The sequence below is a fragment of the Mesorhizobium sp. dw_380 genome, from assembly GCF_018588885.1.
Taxonomy (GTDB): Bacteria; Pseudomonadota; Alphaproteobacteria; order Rhizobiales; family Rhizobiaceae; genus Mesorhizobium.
Genome location: NZ_JAFFIW010000004.1, coordinates 1 through 15,906 on the forward strand (window position 1 = coordinate 1; position 15,906 = coordinate 15,906).

12 protein-coding genes are annotated in these 15,906 nt (G+C 63.9%); 2 read left to right on the top strand and 10 right to left on the bottom strand.

Annotation, left to right across the window (positions count from 1 at the left end):
• From JT360_RS04865 to JT360_RS04885, 5 genes are all read right to left on the bottom strand, one after another.
• Positions 1–156: FAD-dependent oxidoreductase (locus tag JT360_RS04865; protein WP_214470738.1), on the bottom strand; the 156-nt coding region annotated here is incomplete at its 3' end.
• Entirely contained in the window at positions 153–1,334 is a 1,182-nt protein-coding gene (locus JT360_RS04870) for a pyridoxal phosphate-dependent aminotransferase (RefSeq protein WP_214470426.1), read from the bottom strand. The genes JT360_RS04865 and JT360_RS04870, both read right to left, overlap by 4 nt.
• A complete protein-coding gene (locus JT360_RS04875) occupies positions 1,334–2,233 on the bottom strand; it encodes a homocysteine S-methyltransferase family protein (protein WP_214470427.1) in 900 nt (299 codons plus the stop codon). The genes JT360_RS04870 and JT360_RS04875 overlap by 1 nt, the downstream gene beginning before the upstream one ends.
• Positions 2,230–4,683, bottom strand: coding sequence for a GcvT family protein (locus JT360_RS04880; protein WP_214470428.1), 2,454 nt, complete (start codon positions 4,681–4,683; stop codon positions 2,230–2,232). Before JT360_RS04880 ends, JT360_RS04875 begins: the two co-directional genes overlap by 4 nt.
• A 21-nt stretch (positions 4,684–4,704) precedes the next feature.
• Entirely contained in the window at positions 4,705–5,268 is a 564-nt protein-coding gene (locus tag JT360_RS04885) for a helix-turn-helix domain-containing protein (RefSeq protein WP_250888625.1), read from the bottom strand.
• A gap of 204 nt (positions 5,269–5,472) precedes the next feature.
• Here JT360_RS04885 and JT360_RS04890 point away from each other — a divergent pair, with 204 nt between their 5' ends.
• Positions 5,473–6,177 carry a nitroreductase gene (locus tag JT360_RS04890; protein WP_214470429.1) on the top strand — a complete coding sequence of 235 codons (705 nt, stop codon included), beginning with the start codon at positions 5,473–5,475 and terminating at the stop codon, positions 6,175–6,177.
• A 22-nt stretch (positions 6,178–6,199) separates the two neighbouring features.
• Here JT360_RS04890 and JT360_RS04895 read toward each other — a convergent pair whose 3' ends face one another.
• The 5 genes from JT360_RS04895 to JT360_RS04915 all read right to left on the bottom strand — a co-directional run bounded on the left by JT360_RS04895 (position 6,200) and on the right by JT360_RS04915 (position 13,093).
• Positions 6,200–7,642, bottom strand: a complete 1,443-nt coding sequence (locus tag JT360_RS04895; protein ID WP_214470430.1) for an MFS transporter — start codon at positions 7,640–7,642, stop codon at positions 6,200–6,202.
• A gap of 260 nt (positions 7,643–7,902) precedes the next feature.
• Complete coding sequence (locus JT360_RS04900) at positions 7,903–8,490, bottom strand: sarcosine oxidase subunit gamma (protein ID WP_214470431.1); 588 nt, start codon at positions 8,488–8,490, stop codon at positions 7,903–7,905.
• The gene (locus tag JT360_RS04905; protein WP_214470432.1) at positions 8,483–11,476 is read right to left on the bottom strand and encodes a sarcosine oxidase subunit alpha; all 2,994 of its coding nucleotides are present in this window, start codon (positions 11,474–11,476) and stop codon (positions 8,483–8,485) included. Before JT360_RS04905 ends, JT360_RS04900 begins: the two co-directional genes overlap by 8 nt.
• Positions 11,473–11,769 carry a sarcosine oxidase subunit delta gene (locus JT360_RS04910; RefSeq protein WP_214470433.1) on the bottom strand — a complete coding sequence of 99 codons (297 nt, stop codon included), beginning with the start codon at positions 11,767–11,769 and terminating at the stop codon, positions 11,473–11,475. The genes JT360_RS04905 and JT360_RS04910 overlap by 4 nt, the downstream gene beginning before the upstream one ends.
• A gap of 64 nt (positions 11,770–11,833) precedes the next feature.
• A complete protein-coding gene (locus tag JT360_RS04915; protein ID WP_214470434.1) occupies positions 11,834–13,093 on the bottom strand; it encodes a sarcosine oxidase subunit beta in 1,260 nt (419 codons plus the stop codon).
• Positions 13,094–13,320: 227 nt separating this feature from the next.
• Between JT360_RS04915 and JT360_RS04920 the strand changes: the two genes are divergently transcribed.
• Complete coding sequence (locus JT360_RS04920) at positions 13,321–15,810, top strand: mechanosensitive ion channel family protein (protein ID WP_214470435.1); 2,490 nt, start codon at positions 13,321–13,323, stop codon at positions 15,808–15,810.
• Positions 15,811–15,906 lie beyond the last annotated feature (96 nt).

A 15,906-nucleotide genomic window follows, 5' to 3' on the forward strand; every position in this document is an offset into this window, starting at 1 on the left:
CGCGGCGTGCCACGTCGTGCCCGACGTCAGCTGCTTGCGTTCGAGGAGCACGATGTCGGTCCAGCCGAGTTTGGCCAGATGGTAGGCGACCGAGCAGCCGGAAACGCCGCCGCCGATGATGGCGGCGCGGGCTTTGGTGGGGATGGTCTTGGTCATGCGGCCTCTCGGCGATAGCTGGAAGCAAAACGGCGCAGCCGCGCCGCGGCTTCTTGAAGGATCGGCTCCGGCTGGCAAAGGCTGATGCGGATATGGCCGGCGGCGGCCTCGCCGAAGCTGGAACCCGGCATCACGCCGACATTCTCCTTGTCGAGGAATGCCCAGGCGAATTTCTCGTCGTCGGGTTCGACATCGGATATGTCGAGCATGACATACATGCCGCCTTCTGAACCGCGTACGCTGACATTGTTCATGCCGCGTACGGCGTCGAGCAGGATTGTGCGGCGCGCCGCATAACGTTCGGCGATGTCCTTGACGCCGTAATGGTTCTCCAACGCCTCGGCGCAAGCGATCGAGATGAAGGCCGGCAGGCCGTAGGTCGTCACCAGATTGAGATTGATGAGCAGCGTGACCATCTCGCTGGGGCCGGTCAGCCAGCCCATGCGCCAGCCGGTCATGCCATGGCTCTTGGACATGGAATTGATGACCAGCGTGCGATCGGCCATGCTGGGCAGCGAGCGCGGCGAGACGTGCTCGCCGCCGCCAAGCGTCCAATAGACCTCGTCCGACAGCAGCCAGAGGTCATGCTCCCGGCAGATTTCGGCCAGCTGTTCCAGCCGCTCGCGCGAATAGACGGCCCCCGTCGGGTTGTTCGGCGTGTTGATCAGAATGGCGCGCGTATTCGGCTTGAGTGCCGCGCGGATCATGTCGGCATGTGGCTGGAAGCCATCCTCGGCCGGCGTCTCGACGACGGTGAAACTGGCCCCGGCGGCGCTGAACGTGTTGGGATAGGTGGCATAGTAGGGCGCCACGACGATGGCATGGTCGCCCGGGTCGAGCACGGCCTGCACGGCCGCGTAAAGGGCGGCCTGGCCGCCCGGCGTGGCGATGACCTCGTCCGGGGTCGTCTCGACGCCGGTGCAGGCGCTCGATGCGGTCGCCATCGCCTTGCGCAGGCGGGGCAGGCCGGGAAGCGGGGTGTAGTGGTGATTGCTGCCGCGAACCGCGGTCACGCAGGCTTCGATCGTTTCGGCGGGCGTGTCGAAATCATGATCACCGACCGACAGCATGATGATGTCTTCGCCGGCTTCCTTGCGCGTCCAGGCGGCGAAATGAACCTCCCAGCCATCCTTGCCCGAAGGCACGATGCCGGAAATCCGCGATGATGGTCTTGGCATTACTGAACTCCCGAGATCTGGTAGCCGGCCTGCTCGAGCCGGTCGCGCAGGGCCGCGATATGCGACGGTCCGACCTCGCAGCAGCCGCCGACGATGCTGGCTCCGGCTTCCACCCAGCCGATCGCCTGGTCGGCATAGGCGTCGGGACCGAGATCATGGCGGGCGTGCAACACATCCACCGTGCCGCCATGCTTGAGCGCTTCGGTGGAGGTGAAGCCATTGGCATAGGCGCCGACCGGGCCGCCGAGGTCGATCAGTTCCGGCAATGCGGCGGCGATTGCTTCCGGCCGGCAGCAGTTGAGCAGCCGCGCCGCCACGTCCAAGCCGTCGAGCACGCTTGCCGCCGTGGCTATTGTCTCGCCGCTGCGCAGCCGCGGCGTGCCATGATCGGCGAGCGTCCACGACACCCAGACGGGCTTGCCACTCTCCGATGCCGCGGTGACGGCGGCGCGCGCTTCATCGGCCGAGGCCATGGTCTCGCACAGGAAGAGATCGACGCCGTCCGCCTGCTCGGCAACGATGCGGCGGTAGATGTCGAGCGTCTCCTGATAGGAAATGGTCAGCGCCGGGGCGTAGCTGCCGAAAAGCGGCGACAGGCAGCCGGCGATCGTCGCGTCGCCGGCTTCGTCGCAAGCTTGCCTGGCCAATTCGATGCCAAGCCTCTGCAGCGGCTTGAACAGGTCTTCGGCACCCTCGCGCGCCAATCGTTCGGGTGTCGCCGAATAGGTGTTGATGGTGATGACGCGGGCGCCGGCGCGGATGAATTCAATGTGCAGGCCGCGCACCAGGTCCGGTTCATCGATCAGCACCCTGGCCGACCATAGCGGCGTCGGCTCGGATTTGCTGCGCCGGACCAGTTCCTGGCCCATGCCGCCATCGGTGAGGATAACCGTCTTCATGCGCGCAGCCTCTCGTTCTTCGGATCCCACAAGGGCTCGTCCTTCTGCACGACCGCCCGGAAACGGTCGCCGAAGATCTCGACCTCGACGGCGGTGCCGGGTTCGGTCAAATCGGCGCGCAGCATGCCGAGCGCGATCGACTTGTCGATACGATGACCCCAGCCGCCCGACGTGGTTTCACCGACGATCTGGCCTTCATTCCACAGCGTCGACATGTAGGGCGCATCGCAATCGCCGGGGTTTTCGAGCACCAGCGTGACGAAACGCTTCTTCACACCTTGCTGTTTCTCGCTCTGAAGTGCGGCCTTGCCGCGAAAGTCAGGCTTTTCCCATTTGACGAAGCGCTCCAGCCCGCCCTGCAGGATGGAATAGTCGGTCGACAGATCGCCCTTCCAGGTGCGGTAGCTTTTCTCGAGCCTGAGCGAATCCAGTGCGTACATGCCGAACGGCTTCAGCCCGTGCTCCTGCCCGGCCGCCCAGATCGCATCGAAGATGGCGGCGGTGTCGCCGACCTTGGTGTGGATTTCCCAGCCGAGTTCGCCGGCAAAGGAGACGCGCACGAGCTTCGCCCAGCGGCCGGCGATCTCAGTTTCCTGATGCGTCAGCCAAGGCAGAGTGAGGTCGGCGTCGCAGACCTCGGCGAGGATCTTTCGCGAATTGGGGCCGGCCAGGATCTGGGTGGCGTAGTCGTCGGTGCGGTCGGTCAGCGTGAAGGCCGCATCCCCCGGCATGCGCCATTTCAGCCATTCGAAATCGTGCCATTGCGCTACCGCTGCGGTGATCAGCGTCATCTGATCCTCGCCATGGCGCACGACGGACATTTCGGTGACGATGCGGCCCTTGTCGTCGGCGAAATAGACGAGGCCGATGCGGCCGGGCTTCGGCACCAGTCCGGTGACCTGCAGGCTCAGCCATTCGGCGGCGCCGGGGCCTTCAAGGTTGAAGCGGGAAAAGCCGGGCAGGTCCAAAATGCCGGCGGCGTCGCGCACGGCGAGACATTCTTCGCGCACGCGATGCTGCCATGGCCCATCACGGCGGAAGGTCAGCGTCGCTTCCTCGGAGATATCATCGCCGTCTTTCGCGTACCAGATGGCGCGTTCCCAGCCATTATAGGCGTCGAAGCGCCCGCCAAGCGCCTTGATGCGATCATGGATCGGCGACAGTTTCCTGTCGCGCCCTTCCGGCCAGGCATGGCGCGGGAACTGGATGGCGTATTCGTTGCCGTAGATCTCCATGCCCTTGGCGACGCAATAGTCGGGTGCGGCGGCGAAGGAGGTGAAGCGGCGCGGATCGCACGACCACATGTCCCATTCGGTCTGGCCTTGCGTCACCCATTCGGCCAGCACCTTGCCGGCGCCGCCGCCCTGGGCGATGCCGAAAGTGAAGACGCAGGCCTCGAAGGCGTTGGGAACGCCGGGCATCGGGCCGATCAGCGGATTGCCGTCCGGGGCATAGGGGATCGGTCCGTTGATGACCTTGGACAGGCCGGCGGTGCCCAGGATCGGCACGCGGGCGACGGCGTCGGCCAGGTAATGTTCCAGCCGGTCGAGATCGTCGGGGAAGAGCTGGAAGGAAAAATCCTCCGGCATCGGATCATTGTGGGTTGCCCAATGCGCGCGGCAATTGCGCTCATAGGGGCCGAGATTCATGCCGGCCTTTTCCTGGCGCAGATAGTAGGACGTATCGACATCGCGCAGCAGCGGCAGCTTCTTGCCCTGTTCCTTCGACCAGGCGGCGAGTTCGGGGATTTCCTCGAACAGGATGTACTGGTGGCTCATCACCATCATCGGCACCTCGCGGCCGAACATCTTGCCGACTTCAGCGGCGCGGTAGCCGGCGGCATTGACGACGATCTCGCAGCGGATCTCGCCTTGCGGCGTGGCGACCACCCATTCGTCGTTTTCGCGGCGCATACCGGTGACGGGGCAGAAGCGGATGATCCTGGCGCCCATGTCGCGCGCGCCCTTGGCCAGCGCCTGCGTCAACTGTGCCGGGTCGATGTCGCCGTCGCTGGGGTCGTAGAGCGCGCCCTTCAAATCATGCGTTTCGATGAAGGGATAGCGGCGCTTGATCTCGTCGACGCCGACCACGTCGATGTCCATGCCCTGATAGCGGCCCATGCCCTTGGCGCGCTGGAATTCCTGCATGCGCTCCTTCGAGTGGGCGAGCCGCAACGATCCGGTGACGTGGTAGTTCATGGGATAGTCGACCGCGTCGGCCAGGCCCCGGTAAAGCTCGGTCGAATAGCGCTGCATGTTCATCAGCGACCAGGACGAGGAGAAGGTCGGCACGTTGCCGGCGGCATGCCAGGTCGAGCCGGAGGTCAGCTCGTTCTTTTCCAGCAGCACGCAGTCGGTCCAGCCCGCCTTGGCGAGATGATAGAGCGAGGAGGTGCCGACAACGCCACCTCCGATGATCACCACGCGCGCCGTGCTCGGCAAACCCGCCATGTTCTTCTCCCAACTTGAAACTTAATAAACCGGTGGCGAAACCACCCAGATGACAACCGCCGGCTCGCTGCCCGGATTGCGCCAGCGGTAGGGCTTGCCTTCGAAACGGAAGGAGTCGCCTTCGCCGAGCCGGTGCCAGACGCCCGCGATCTCGATATCGAACAGGCCGGACGCGATGTATCCGGCCTCCTCGGTCGGCCGGCGCGCCTCGGCCTTCAGCTCGGCGCCTGGCGCAAAGACCGAACGCACCATCTCGAAACTCCCCCCGAGATCTGGCGACAGAAGTTCTTCCACCAGGCCGGTTTCGCTGGTGCCGAGCGTGCGGCGCCTGCCGGCCCGAACAATCACGCCGCGCTCGCTCTCGACAGGCACGTCATGGCTGAAGAACAGGCTGATCGGCACCCCGAACAGTTCGGCGAAGGCCCTGAGGTCGCCGAGCGACGGTGCCGACAGGCCGCGCTCGACCTGGCTGACCCAGCCGACCGAACGGCCGAGTTTCAGCGCGATCTCGGCGAGCGTCAGTCCGCGTGCCCGGCGCAGCGCCCTGATATCGCTGGCCAGCACGCGTTCGTCAGGTCCCTGCAATGTTCGTGCTGTAGTGGAGGGCAAAACGCTCTCTTCATGAAAATTTCAATCCGAATTTCATGAGAAATCAAGCTCATGAAAAAATCAAGTAGATTTTCACCGATGCTCAAGATTTGCTTGCAGGATTTTGGCGGTTCATGCAAAGGCTCCGCCGCGAGCGGCGGGTGGGGACGTCCGATCGACACAAAGGCTAAGGGACGGCCCATGCTGGAAAAGAAGGCTCGAATCGCGGTTGAGGCCGAGATCGTCGACGACGCGATCCTGTCGCGCCGTTCGGTGCGCGCATTTCTGCCCGATATGATCGATGACGACGTCATCCGGGACATTCTGGCGGTTGCGGCGCGCGCTCCGTCCGGCACCAACATGCAGCCATGGCGGGTCTACGTCACCAAGGGCGAGACCAAGCAGCAGATATCAGATGCCATTCTGAATTCCGGCATCCGCGCCGAAAAGGCCGACTGGGACGAGTACCGCTATTATCCCACCCAGTTCTTCGAACCTTATCTTACCCGTCGCCGTGCCAATGGCTTCGGCCTTTATGGCGCACTCGGCATCGGCCGCCGCGAGGTCGACAAGATGCGTGCCCAGCACGACCGTAACTTCGTCTTCTTCGACGCGCCGGTCGGCATGATCTTCACCATCGATCGACGCCTCAACCAGGGTTCGTGGATCGACTACGGCATGTTCCTGCAGAACATCATGGTCGCGGCGCGGGGCAGGGGTCTGCACACTTGCCCGCAAGCCGCCTTCGCGCCCTACCACCGGCAAATCCGGCCGTTGCTCAGCATTCCCGACGAGGAGATCGTCGTCTGCGGCATGGCGCTGGGCTATGAAGACATTTCCAAGCCGGAAAACGCCTTCCGCACCGACCGCGTGCCGCTGGAAGAGTGGGTGACTTTCAGCGAATAGCTGGCCGGGACAGGCCGTAGCACTATTCCGTATTCATCTGCATGCCGTGGCCGCTGACATGGGCGCCGTCCTGTGGCGTCAGCTTGAGATAGGCTGATAGCGCGCAGAGCGTGATGACGCCCTCGATCGCGAACAGGATCCGGAAATCACCGGTCACGGCAGGCCCGCCGCCGGCCAGGAACGAGAGCATCGCCGCCGCAAGGCCGACGCTGATCGCCACGGCCAGCTGCCAGAGGATATAATAGAGCGCGCTGAAGCGGGCGAGCTGTTCGGGCGCGATGTCGGAATAGGCGAGGTTGCCGGTCGAGGCCCATTGCACCGAGCGGAAGACGCCGAAAACAAAGATGTAGCCAAGCACGATCCAGACCGGCGTCGTCGCCTGCATCAAGGCGAAGCCCGCGACCATCGCGGCAACGATCGGCGTGTTGAAGACCAGCACGCGCCGAAACCCGAACCGGTTGAGGACGCGTGGCATGAAGAAACGCATGATGACCGAGCCGAGCGCGGCAACGAAGGTCAGCGATCCCGCCTGCACCGCGCTCATGCCGAAGCCGAGCTGGAACATCAGCGGCAGCAGGAAGGCGACCGAGCTGAGGCCGATCGTGTCCAGACCGCCGCCAGTGAGGAACGAGATGCGGAAGGTGCGGATGCGCAGGAGCCTGAGGTCGAGCAGGGGATTGGGCACGCGCAGGCAGTAGAGCGAGGCGATCGACAGGATGGTGACCGCCAACGCCAGTTCACCGGTAACCATGGCACCGGCGGCGTCCTTGGCCGCAAGCGAGTCCATGCCGAAGACAAGCAGTATCATGCCGCTGCCGACCAGTAGAAAGCCGGGAAAATCGAACCGCGTGCGAACGGGCTTGGTCACGGTCGGGAACAGTGAGGCGGCAAGGATTGCCGCCGCAAGTGCGAACGGCACATTGATGAAGAAAATCCAGCGCCATGAAATGTAGGTGGTTAGCGCGCCTCCGACGAGCGGCCCGACCAGCGGCCCGGTTTGGCTGGCCACCGAGATATACATGTTGATCTTCAGCGTTCGGTTGCGCGGAAAGCTCGACAGGATGACGACCTGGCCGAGTGTGCCCATCAGCGCGCCGCCAAATCCCTGCAGTGCGCGGGCGCCGACCAGTGTCCAGATGTCGTTCGACAGGCCGCAGAGCGCCGACGAGGCGGCGAACACCAGCAAGGCAAAGCAGTAGACGTTGCGCAGGCCGAAACGGTCGGCGGCCCAGCCGCCGAGCGGCATCGAGATGATCAGGCTGGCGACATAGACGGTGATCAGCAGGCCAAGCTGGCTGGGTGGCCGGGCGAGGCTTTCGCCGATGCCGGGCAGTGCCGTCACCACGACATTCTGGTCGAGGCTGGTCATGAACACGCCGCAGGCGACCGTCAGCGGCAGCAGGAGCAAGGCTCTGGCCGACACATCGGCGCGATCCGTGGCGCCGGCGGATATTTCAGCAGTCATGGGGATGTTCGAACCAAACGTATGTGCCGACGCTGAGACGGGATTTTCATACCCCTTGGACCGGTTGGGGCGGCCACGTCCTTGCATCATGGGCGCCCGCGGCAGGATTCTCTAGCGGCAGAGCCGGCAGGCCTTGAGGCCAGAACAGCGGCGAGGCGGCCATCCGGCCGCACCAGTTCCTTGTTTCGACGCAATTCCCAAGGGAAAGCGCTACGCGCTTTTCCCGGGAAAACCCGTTTCACACTTTTCCTGGAATTGCTCTATTGCACCTCGTAACCGACTTCCTCGCTGGCGTGGCAGAGCGCCTTCCAGAACGAACGCGCAAACGAGCGGAAGACGTAGATGTCGAACTGATCGGCGCCGGTGCGCTGGATCTGGGCGAAGACGTCGTGGTGAGCGGTCGAGCGGCCGGCGCCGACCGGGAACGCCGTAAGGGCGAAGTCGATGGCGAAGAATTTCGCCAGCACCCATTCGGCCTTCGGTCCGGCGATACGGATGACGGTGCGGCCATGCGACAGGTCGGTCACCGTGCCGATGGCCGGCGTTACCGCTTCGGCGAAGGCCGCCGCCAGCCCCTCGGCGTCGTCGGCGACGGTGAACTTTCCCGGCGCGAAGCCGAACACCGATTTCACGCCATCGCTCAAACCGCCTCCGGCGCCGTCGGGCAGGGCAAGCCCGGTGACGGTGCGAATGGCGGTCATCAAATTCTTCTCTTCGCCCGGCCATGCGGCAAGCTGCACGATCGAGCCTGGCCTCGTTTCGGTGAGCAGGATTTCGATGCCATGCTCGAAATTGCCGTGCGAGCCGATGTGGAGTTCCGGCTCGAGGGGAGATTGGCGCTCAACCATGCATGCGGGTCCCTTCCGGATCGTAGAAATGGTTGGAGACGATCTCGACCGGCCCGAAGCGGTTGCGCAAGGGATCGGAGACATGGGCGCGCGTGCCGTGCCGCGCCTTGCCGCCCTTGACCAGCGCCAGCGCGATATGTTTGCCGAGCGCCGGCGAATAGCAGCAGGCGGTGATGTGGCCGATCGAGCCGTGCGGGTTTGCCTCGTCAACCTCCTCGACAATGTGCGCGCCGCCATTGAGAGGCCGGTTGTCCAGCGAGATCAGTCCGACCAGCTCCAGACGGTCGGCCGCGATCAGGCCTTCGCGGTCCATCATCGCCGAGCCGATGAAGGGCTTTTTCTTCGACAGCATCCAGTCGAGATGCAGGTCGCGCGCCGTGGTGCGGCCGTCGATCTCGGCGCCGGTGACATGGCCCTTCTCGATGCGCATCGTGCCCAGCGCCTCGAGGCCGTAGGCGACCAGCCCGAACGGCTTGCCGGCTTCGATCAAGGCCTCCCAGACATGCGTGCCATGGCCGGCGCCGCAATAGACCTCGAAGGCCATTTCACCGGAGAAGGAAAGCCGGCAGATCATCACCGGCACATCAGCGATCTCGCCGCGCACGATACCCATGAAGGGCAGTGTTGCATCGTCGACAGCGGTGCCCGTGACGCAAGCAGCCAGGATCTGCCTGGCCTTCGGCCCGCCAATCGCGGCACCCGCCCATTCGTCGGTCACCGAGGTGACATGCACTTTCAGCTCCGGCCAGATGACGTCGAGGAAATATTCCAGATGCTGCATCACCTTGCCGGCATTGGCCGTCGTGGTGGTCATCAGGAAATCCTGTTCGCCGAGCCGCCAGGTGGTGCCGTCGTCGAAGGCAAAACCGTCCTCGCGCAGCATCAGCCCGTAGCGGGCCTTGCCGACGGCGAGCGTCGAAAACATGTTGGTGTAGACGCGGTCGAGGAAGGCGGCGGCATCAGGGCCTTGCACCGCGATCTTGCCCAGCGTCGAGACGTCGACAATGCCGGCGCTTTCGCGCGTTGCCTTGGCTTCGCGCACATAGGCCTGCTCGACTGTCTCGCCGGCAAGGCCGTAGATCATGGGACGGTACCAGAGGCCGGCAGAGTACATGGTGGCGCCATTGTCGACATGCCAGTCATGCATGGGCGTCAGCCGATCGGGCTTCAGGTCGCCGAAGCGTTCCGCCGCCAGGGAGCCGATCGATACCGGGGCAAAGGGCGGCCGGAAGCGCGTCGTGCCGACTTCCGGGATCGGCTTGCCCAGCGCTTCGGCCATGATGGCAAGGCCAGGAATGTTGGAGCTCTTGCCCTGGTCGGTCGCCATGCCAAGCGTGGTGTAGCGCTTCAGGTGCTCGACCGAGACGAAGCCCTCGCGATGCGCCAGGCGGACATCATCCGCCGTCACGTCGTGCTGGAAATCGACAAAGCTCTTGCCCTTGGCCCTGATCTCGAACACAGGTGCAGGACTGGGGTCACAAGGCAAGGATTCGATGCTCGGGTACGCCATTGGCGTAACTGTTGCGCCGACTGCCGAAAGACCTGCGTTGCGGCCGTCTAGTATTGCTTCGAGGGTCCTGAAATGGCCATTGAAGGCTCCGGCGCCTGCCCATTTCTGCGTCGGCTTCGGCGGCAGGAAGGCTTGCAGCGCCTCGTTCCATTCCGCCTTGGCACCAGCCTGGCTGGCGAGATGGATGGTCGGCGACCAGCCGCCCGACATCAGCAGGCAGTCGGCATGGATGGAGCGCGCATCGCCGCTCAGCGCGCCGGTGACCATGTCGAAACGCTGGACCTTGACGCCCGAAAGCGCCTTGCCGCCCTCGGTGGCCACGATGGCATGGCCGGCAAAGATCTCGGCTTCGGCTTCCGTGGCCAGCTTGCGCATCTCGGCCGAAAGCTCGGGCCTGACGTCGGCGATGGCGACAACAGCGGCCCCCGCCTTCTTCAAGGCGACGGCGGTGCGATAGGCGCTGTCATTGTTGGTGAACAGCGCGATCCGTTCGCCCGGCAGCACGCCGAACTCGTTGGCGTAGCGCTCGGCGGCATGCGCCAGCATGACGCCTGGCCTGTCATTGCCCGGGAAGACCAGCGGCCGTTCGAAAGCGCCGGTGGCCAGCACCACGGATTTGGCGCGGATTGCCCAGTAGCGATGGCGCGGCTCGCCCTTGGCGGGCTGCTCCTTGTGATCGCTGACGCGCTCGAGCGCGGCAAGCGTGTTGTTGTCGTAGTAGCCCCAGACCGTGGTGCGCGGCAAAAGCCTGATATTGTCGCGGCCTTCGAACTGGGCGACGGTGCGCCGCGCCCAATCTGCGGCCGGCACGCCATCGATGGTTTCATCGGACCAGTTGGCCGAGCCGCCGAAACGTGGCTCGAGATCGGCCAGCATGACGCGCGCGCCTTGATCGGCGGCTGCCTTGGCAGCCATCAGGCCGGCCGGGCCTGCACCGACCACCAGCACGTCGCAAAAGGCGTTCATGCGTTCGTAGCGGGCCGGGTCCTTCGCCGATCCGGCGCTGCCGAGGCCGGCGGCGCGGCGGATGAAATGCTCGCAGAACATCCAGAAGCGCGTGCCCTTGAGGGGACCGAACACCGGCCCCATGAAGGTTTTGTAGTAGAAGCCGGCCGACAGGATCTTGCCGCCGAGCTGGTTGACGGCGTTGACGTCCCAGGCGAGCGAGGGGAAGCGGTTCTGGCTGACGGCGACCAGCCCGTCATGGATTTCGACCATGGTCGCAGGGATGTTGGGCTCGCGAACCTCGCCCTTCAGCACCGTCACCAGCGCGTTGGGCTCCTCGACACCAGCGGTCAGCAGGCCGCGCGGGCGGTGGTATTTGAACGAGCGCCCGAAAAGCGTGACGCCATTGGCCAGCAGCGCGGATGCCAGCGTGTCGCCGGCATGGCCAGTGTAGGCAACGCCGTCGAAGGTGAAGCGGATGGTCTTCAGCCGGTCGATGCGGCCGCCAGTGTGGGTGCGGCGCGGGCTCATGACCTGTCCTCCGCCTTGCGGCGCGCGCCCGAGGCATGGTCGCCGCGCACGAAGGCGACGCTCGAAATCTCATGCGTCAGCGTGTTGCGCACGACCCTGAGATGCGTGCGGCAGCCACCGGAATGCTGCCAGATCTCGTTATGATCGCCGGCCGGGTTCAGCCGATCATAGACATAGGCGTTCCACGCCTCGAAATTCTGCGAGGCGGGGTCGGGCCGCTCGCGGTTGCCATCACCCTGGTAGGTGAACTCGATGACGTCGCGCGGGCCGCAATAGGGACAGGTGATCAGCACGGATATCTTCCTATTTGACCATGATCTTATCGGAAAACCGGTACCTACTTTTCCGGATCATGGTCTAATGCAGCCTTGGGTTCGCACCCTGGCCCTTGTCGTCGATCACCAGGCCGCGATGGAAGCGGTCGAGCGTGAAGGGAGCATTGAAGTCGTGCGGCTCATCCTTGGCGATGGTCCAGGCAAAACACCAGCCGGAAGCCGGCGTCGCCTTGAAGCCGCCATAACACCAGCCGCAATTGAGATACATGCCGGGCAGGGGACCGGCGGTGATGATCGGCGAGCCATCCATCGACATGTCGCAGACGCCGCCCCAGGAGCGCAGCATGCGCACTCGGGCAAGGCCCGGGAACAGTGCCAGCATCTCGCTCATCACCTCGTCGACGATAGGCAGGTTGCCGCGCTGGGCATAGCTGTTGTAGCCGTCTATGTCGCCGCCATAGACAAGGCCGCCCTTGTCCGACTGCGACATGTAGAAATGGCCCATGCCGAAGGTCACGACGGTGTCGATGAACGGCTTTAGCGATTCGGTGACGAAAGCCTGCAGCACGTGGCTTTCGATCGGCATCGTCTCGATGCCGGCCAGCTGCATGACGCGCCCGGTGCTGCCGGCCACCGCGATCGCCACCTTCTTGGCCCTGATGTCGCCGCGCGAGGTGGTGACGCCGGTAATGCGGTCGCCGTCACGCAGGAAGCCGGTGACCTCGCAATTCTCGATGATGTCGACGCCGCGGCGATCGGCGCCGCGCGCATAGCCCCAGGCCACCGCATCGTGGCGGGCGGTGCCGGCGCGCCGCTGCATCAGGCCGCCGACGACCGGAAAGCGTGCATCACTGGAGATATCGAGTGCCGGAACCAGGCGCTTGATTTCAGCCGGCGTCATCAGTTCGGCGTCGACGCCGAGATGGCGCATGGCGTTGCCGCGCCTTGCATAGTCGTCGAACTGGGCCGGTGTGTGGGCCAGGTTAAGGCAGCCGCGCTGCGAGAACATGACGTTGTAGTTGAGTTCGTGCGAGAGGCCCTCCCATAGCTTCATCGAATGTTCGTAGAAGCGGGTATTGGCCGGCAGCAGATAGTTCGAGCGCACGGCCGTCGTGTTGCGGCCGACATTGCCGGAGCCGAGCCAGCCCTTCTCCAGCACCGCGACATTGGTGATGCCGTGTTCCTTGGCCAGATAGTAGGCAGTCGCTAGACCGTGGCCGCCACCGCCGATGATGATGACGTCATAGGATGCCTTCGGGTCGGGCTTGCGCCAGGCCGGCTTCCAGTCCTTGTTCCCCTTGAGCGCGTTCGCGAGCAGCGAAAAGGCCGAGTACTCTGCCATCATTGTCATCCGGTTCGGGCGATGCGGCAGACTATAGAGCAGGCCGCATCGGCAAAGCCAATATTGCGCCATCGCCTTTCGACTGGCCGACGCTCCGGGCGCCAGCGACCGCCAGCAATCAGCCGAGGTGGCGATCGGATGCGACGGCTTGCCCCATGATATGGCCGTCTTTATCAAGGACACGCAATTTCAGATTGCCTTTGCCGCCCGTGAGTCGCCAACAAATCATGTTTTTCCGACTGCTTCGTTTCATTTTGATCCTCGCGCTGGTTGTCTTAGTGTCGCCTTCGTTTGAGGCGATGGCGCAAGCGCTCGGCCAGGGCTCTGCCGGATTGATCACCGATCAGCAAAAGGTCATCCAGGGCCTGACGGCCAAGACTGACGATCTCGAGAAGAAGATACAGCAGGACGGTGAGGATGATGCCTCACTCGTGGAGATCCGTCTGCAACTGGAGGACATGTCGCGGGCGGCACTTACCAGCGCGCTGGCGTTTCGCTCGCGTCTCACCGACATCAACAATCGGATCGAGATGCTCGGCCCGCCGCCCGCCACTGGGCAGCCGCCGGAGCCCGAGATAGTGACTGGCGAACGCCAGGCGCTGGCTTCGGAAAAGGCCGAGATCAATGCGGTCGTCGCCAGCGCACAGAATCTGTCGATCCGTATCAGCGGGCTGATCGACAGGATCGGCAACAAGCGCAGCGAGCAGTTCCGCAACGTGTTGACCAAGCGCTACGTATTGTCCGAGGCACTGAGCCCGCAGGTCTTCTCCGATGCCAGGGATGAATTCGGCAATTTCTACAAGGCGGTGTCCTCCTGGCTGAGCTTCGCCTTCAAATTCAAGTTCCAGGCCATCCTTGCCGCGACATTCGTGGCGCTCGGACTGGCGCTGGTGCTGCTGGTCGGCGGCAGGCGCCTCTTCGGGCGCGTGTTCGAAGCCGATCCCACCAACGAGGATCCGTCCTATCTCAGCCGACTTTCGGTGGCCTTCTGGTCGACCTTGCTGCCGACTCTGGCGGTCGGCGCCTTTCTCGGATCGACGATCTTCTTCTTCAATTATTATAATGTGTTGCGCGGCGATATCGGGCTTTTCCTCAATGCTCTGGCGAGCGTCATCGGGGTGGTGTTCTGCGTCAACCGCCTGACCAAGGCGGCGCTCGAGCCGCGGCTGCCCAACTGGCGCCTGATCCCGGTTGAAACCGGACCGGCGCTGTGGCTGGTGCGCCTGACGACCGCCATGGCCGTGGTCATCGGCGTCAATTATTTCCTGTCGGTGATCAACGACAAGATGGGATCGCCGCTGTCACTGACCATCGCGCGCAGTTTCGTCGCCACCATTGTCGTCGGCATCATCCTGATCATGATGGCGATGCTGCGGCCGTTCAAGGCACGTGACGGCAGCTGGCGGCCGTGGCCGGCATGGCTGCGTTACCTGTCGCTGGCGCTTGGCCTGTTCACCATCATAGCCGCGTTGCTCGGCTATATCGGCCTCGCGCTGTTCGTCTCGCTGCAGGTCGTGGTCACCGGCACCGCGCTCGTCACGGCCTATATCGGCTTCCTGTCGGCGCAGGCGATCGGCGAGGAGGGGGCTTTCGCCAACACCACTGTCGGGCGCTGGCTGTCGGCCAATTCCAGCTACGAGGATACCGCCCTCGACCAGCTCGGCCTCGTCGTCAGCGTCGCCATCAACCTGATGATCGTGCTGGTGTTCCTGCCCCTGATCCTTTTGATGTGGGGCTTCCAGCCCGGCGACATCCAGGCCTGGGCCTACAAGCTGGCGACCGGGATCTCCATCGGCTCGGTGACGATTTCGGTGACCGGCATCCTTTCAGGCATCGTCGTCTTCATCATCGGCTATTTCCTGACACGCTGGTTCCAGGGCTGGCTCGACGGCTCGGTGATGGCGCGCGGCAAAGTCGATACCGGGGTGCGCAACTCGATCCGGCTGGCGGTCGGCTATGCTGGTGTCGCGCTTGCGGCACTCGTCGGTATCTCGGCCGCCGGCATCGACCTCTCCAGCCTGGCGCTGGTCGCCGGTGCCCTTTCTCTCGGCATCGGCTTTGGCCTGCAGAATGTGGTTTCCAACTTCGTCTCCGGCCTGATTCTCCTGGCCGAGCGGCCGTTCAAGGTCGGCGACTGGATCGTCGCCGGCGACATCAGCGGCACGGTCAAGAAGATCAGCGTGCGCGCCACCGAGATCGAAACATTCCAGCGGCAATCGGTGATCCTGCCCAATTCAAATCTCATCAACAACGCCGTCGGCAACTGGACACACCGCAACAAGCTCGGCCGCATCGACATCAAGGTCGGCGTCGCCTATGGCAGCGACGTCAAGCAGGTTCACGCCGTCCTGCTGGAGATCGCACGCAACCATCCGCTGGTGCTGAAGAACCCCGAACCCTTCGTGCTGTTTTCCAATTTTGGACCGGCCGCGCTCGAATTCGAGATGCGTGTGTTCCTGGCCGATGTGATGAACGGCAACATCGTGCAGAACGATGTCCGCTTCACCGTGCTGGAAAAATTCAGCGACCAGCATATCGAGATCCCTTCGACCCCGCGCGCCGTCGTCGATGTCCACAAGCCCAAGGCCTGGCCGACCGACGACGACAAGATCGAGGCGGACTTTGCCGAACAGGAGAAGGCGAAGGCGGACGCCGCGGCCGAGGCGAAAAAGCTCGCCAAATCAGGACGCAAGCCGCGCAAGCCCGACCCCGACTAGGTCAGAGACCGGGAAGCCAAAGCCAATTGCGGCATGAATGCGGCATTCAGTTGCGGTTCAGCTTCCATCTCATATAAGCTTCCATGCAAAGGCGAA

Excerpts from the sequence above, each read along its gene's own strand:
- JT360_RS04870 (WP_214470426.1), bottom strand. The coding sequence starts at position 1,334 with ATGCCAAGACCATCATCGCGGATTTCCGGCATCGTGCCTTCGGGCAAG.
- JT360_RS04875 (WP_214470427.1), bottom strand. The coding sequence starts at position 2,233 with ATGAAGACGGTTATCCTCACCGATGGCGGCATGGGCCAGGAACTGGTC.
- JT360_RS04880 (WP_214470428.1), bottom strand. The coding sequence starts at position 4,683 with ATGGCGGGTTTGCCGAGCACGGCGCGCGTGGTGATCATCGGAGGTGGC.
- JT360_RS04890 (WP_214470429.1), top strand. The coding sequence starts at position 5,473 with ATGCTGGAAAAGAAGGCTCGAATCGCGGTTGAGGCCGAGATCGTCGAC.
- JT360_RS04895 (WP_214470430.1), bottom strand. The coding sequence starts at position 7,642 with ATGACTGCTGAAATATCCGCCGGCGCCACGGATCGCGCCGATGTGTCG.
- JT360_RS04900 (WP_214470431.1), bottom strand. The coding sequence starts at position 8,490 with ATGGTTGAGCGCCAATCTCCCCTCGAGCCGGAACTCCACATCGGCTCG.
- JT360_RS04905 (WP_214470432.1), bottom strand. The coding sequence starts at position 11,476 with ATGAGCCCGCGCCGCACCCACACTGGCGGCCGCATCGACCGGCTGAAG.
- JT360_RS04915 (WP_214470434.1), bottom strand. The coding sequence starts at position 13,093 with ATGGCAGAGTACTCGGCCTTTTCGCTGCTCGCGAACGCGCTCAAGGGG.
- JT360_RS04920 (WP_214470435.1), top strand. The coding sequence starts at position 13,321 with ATGTTTTTCCGACTGCTTCGTTTCATTTTGATCCTCGCGCTGGTTGTC.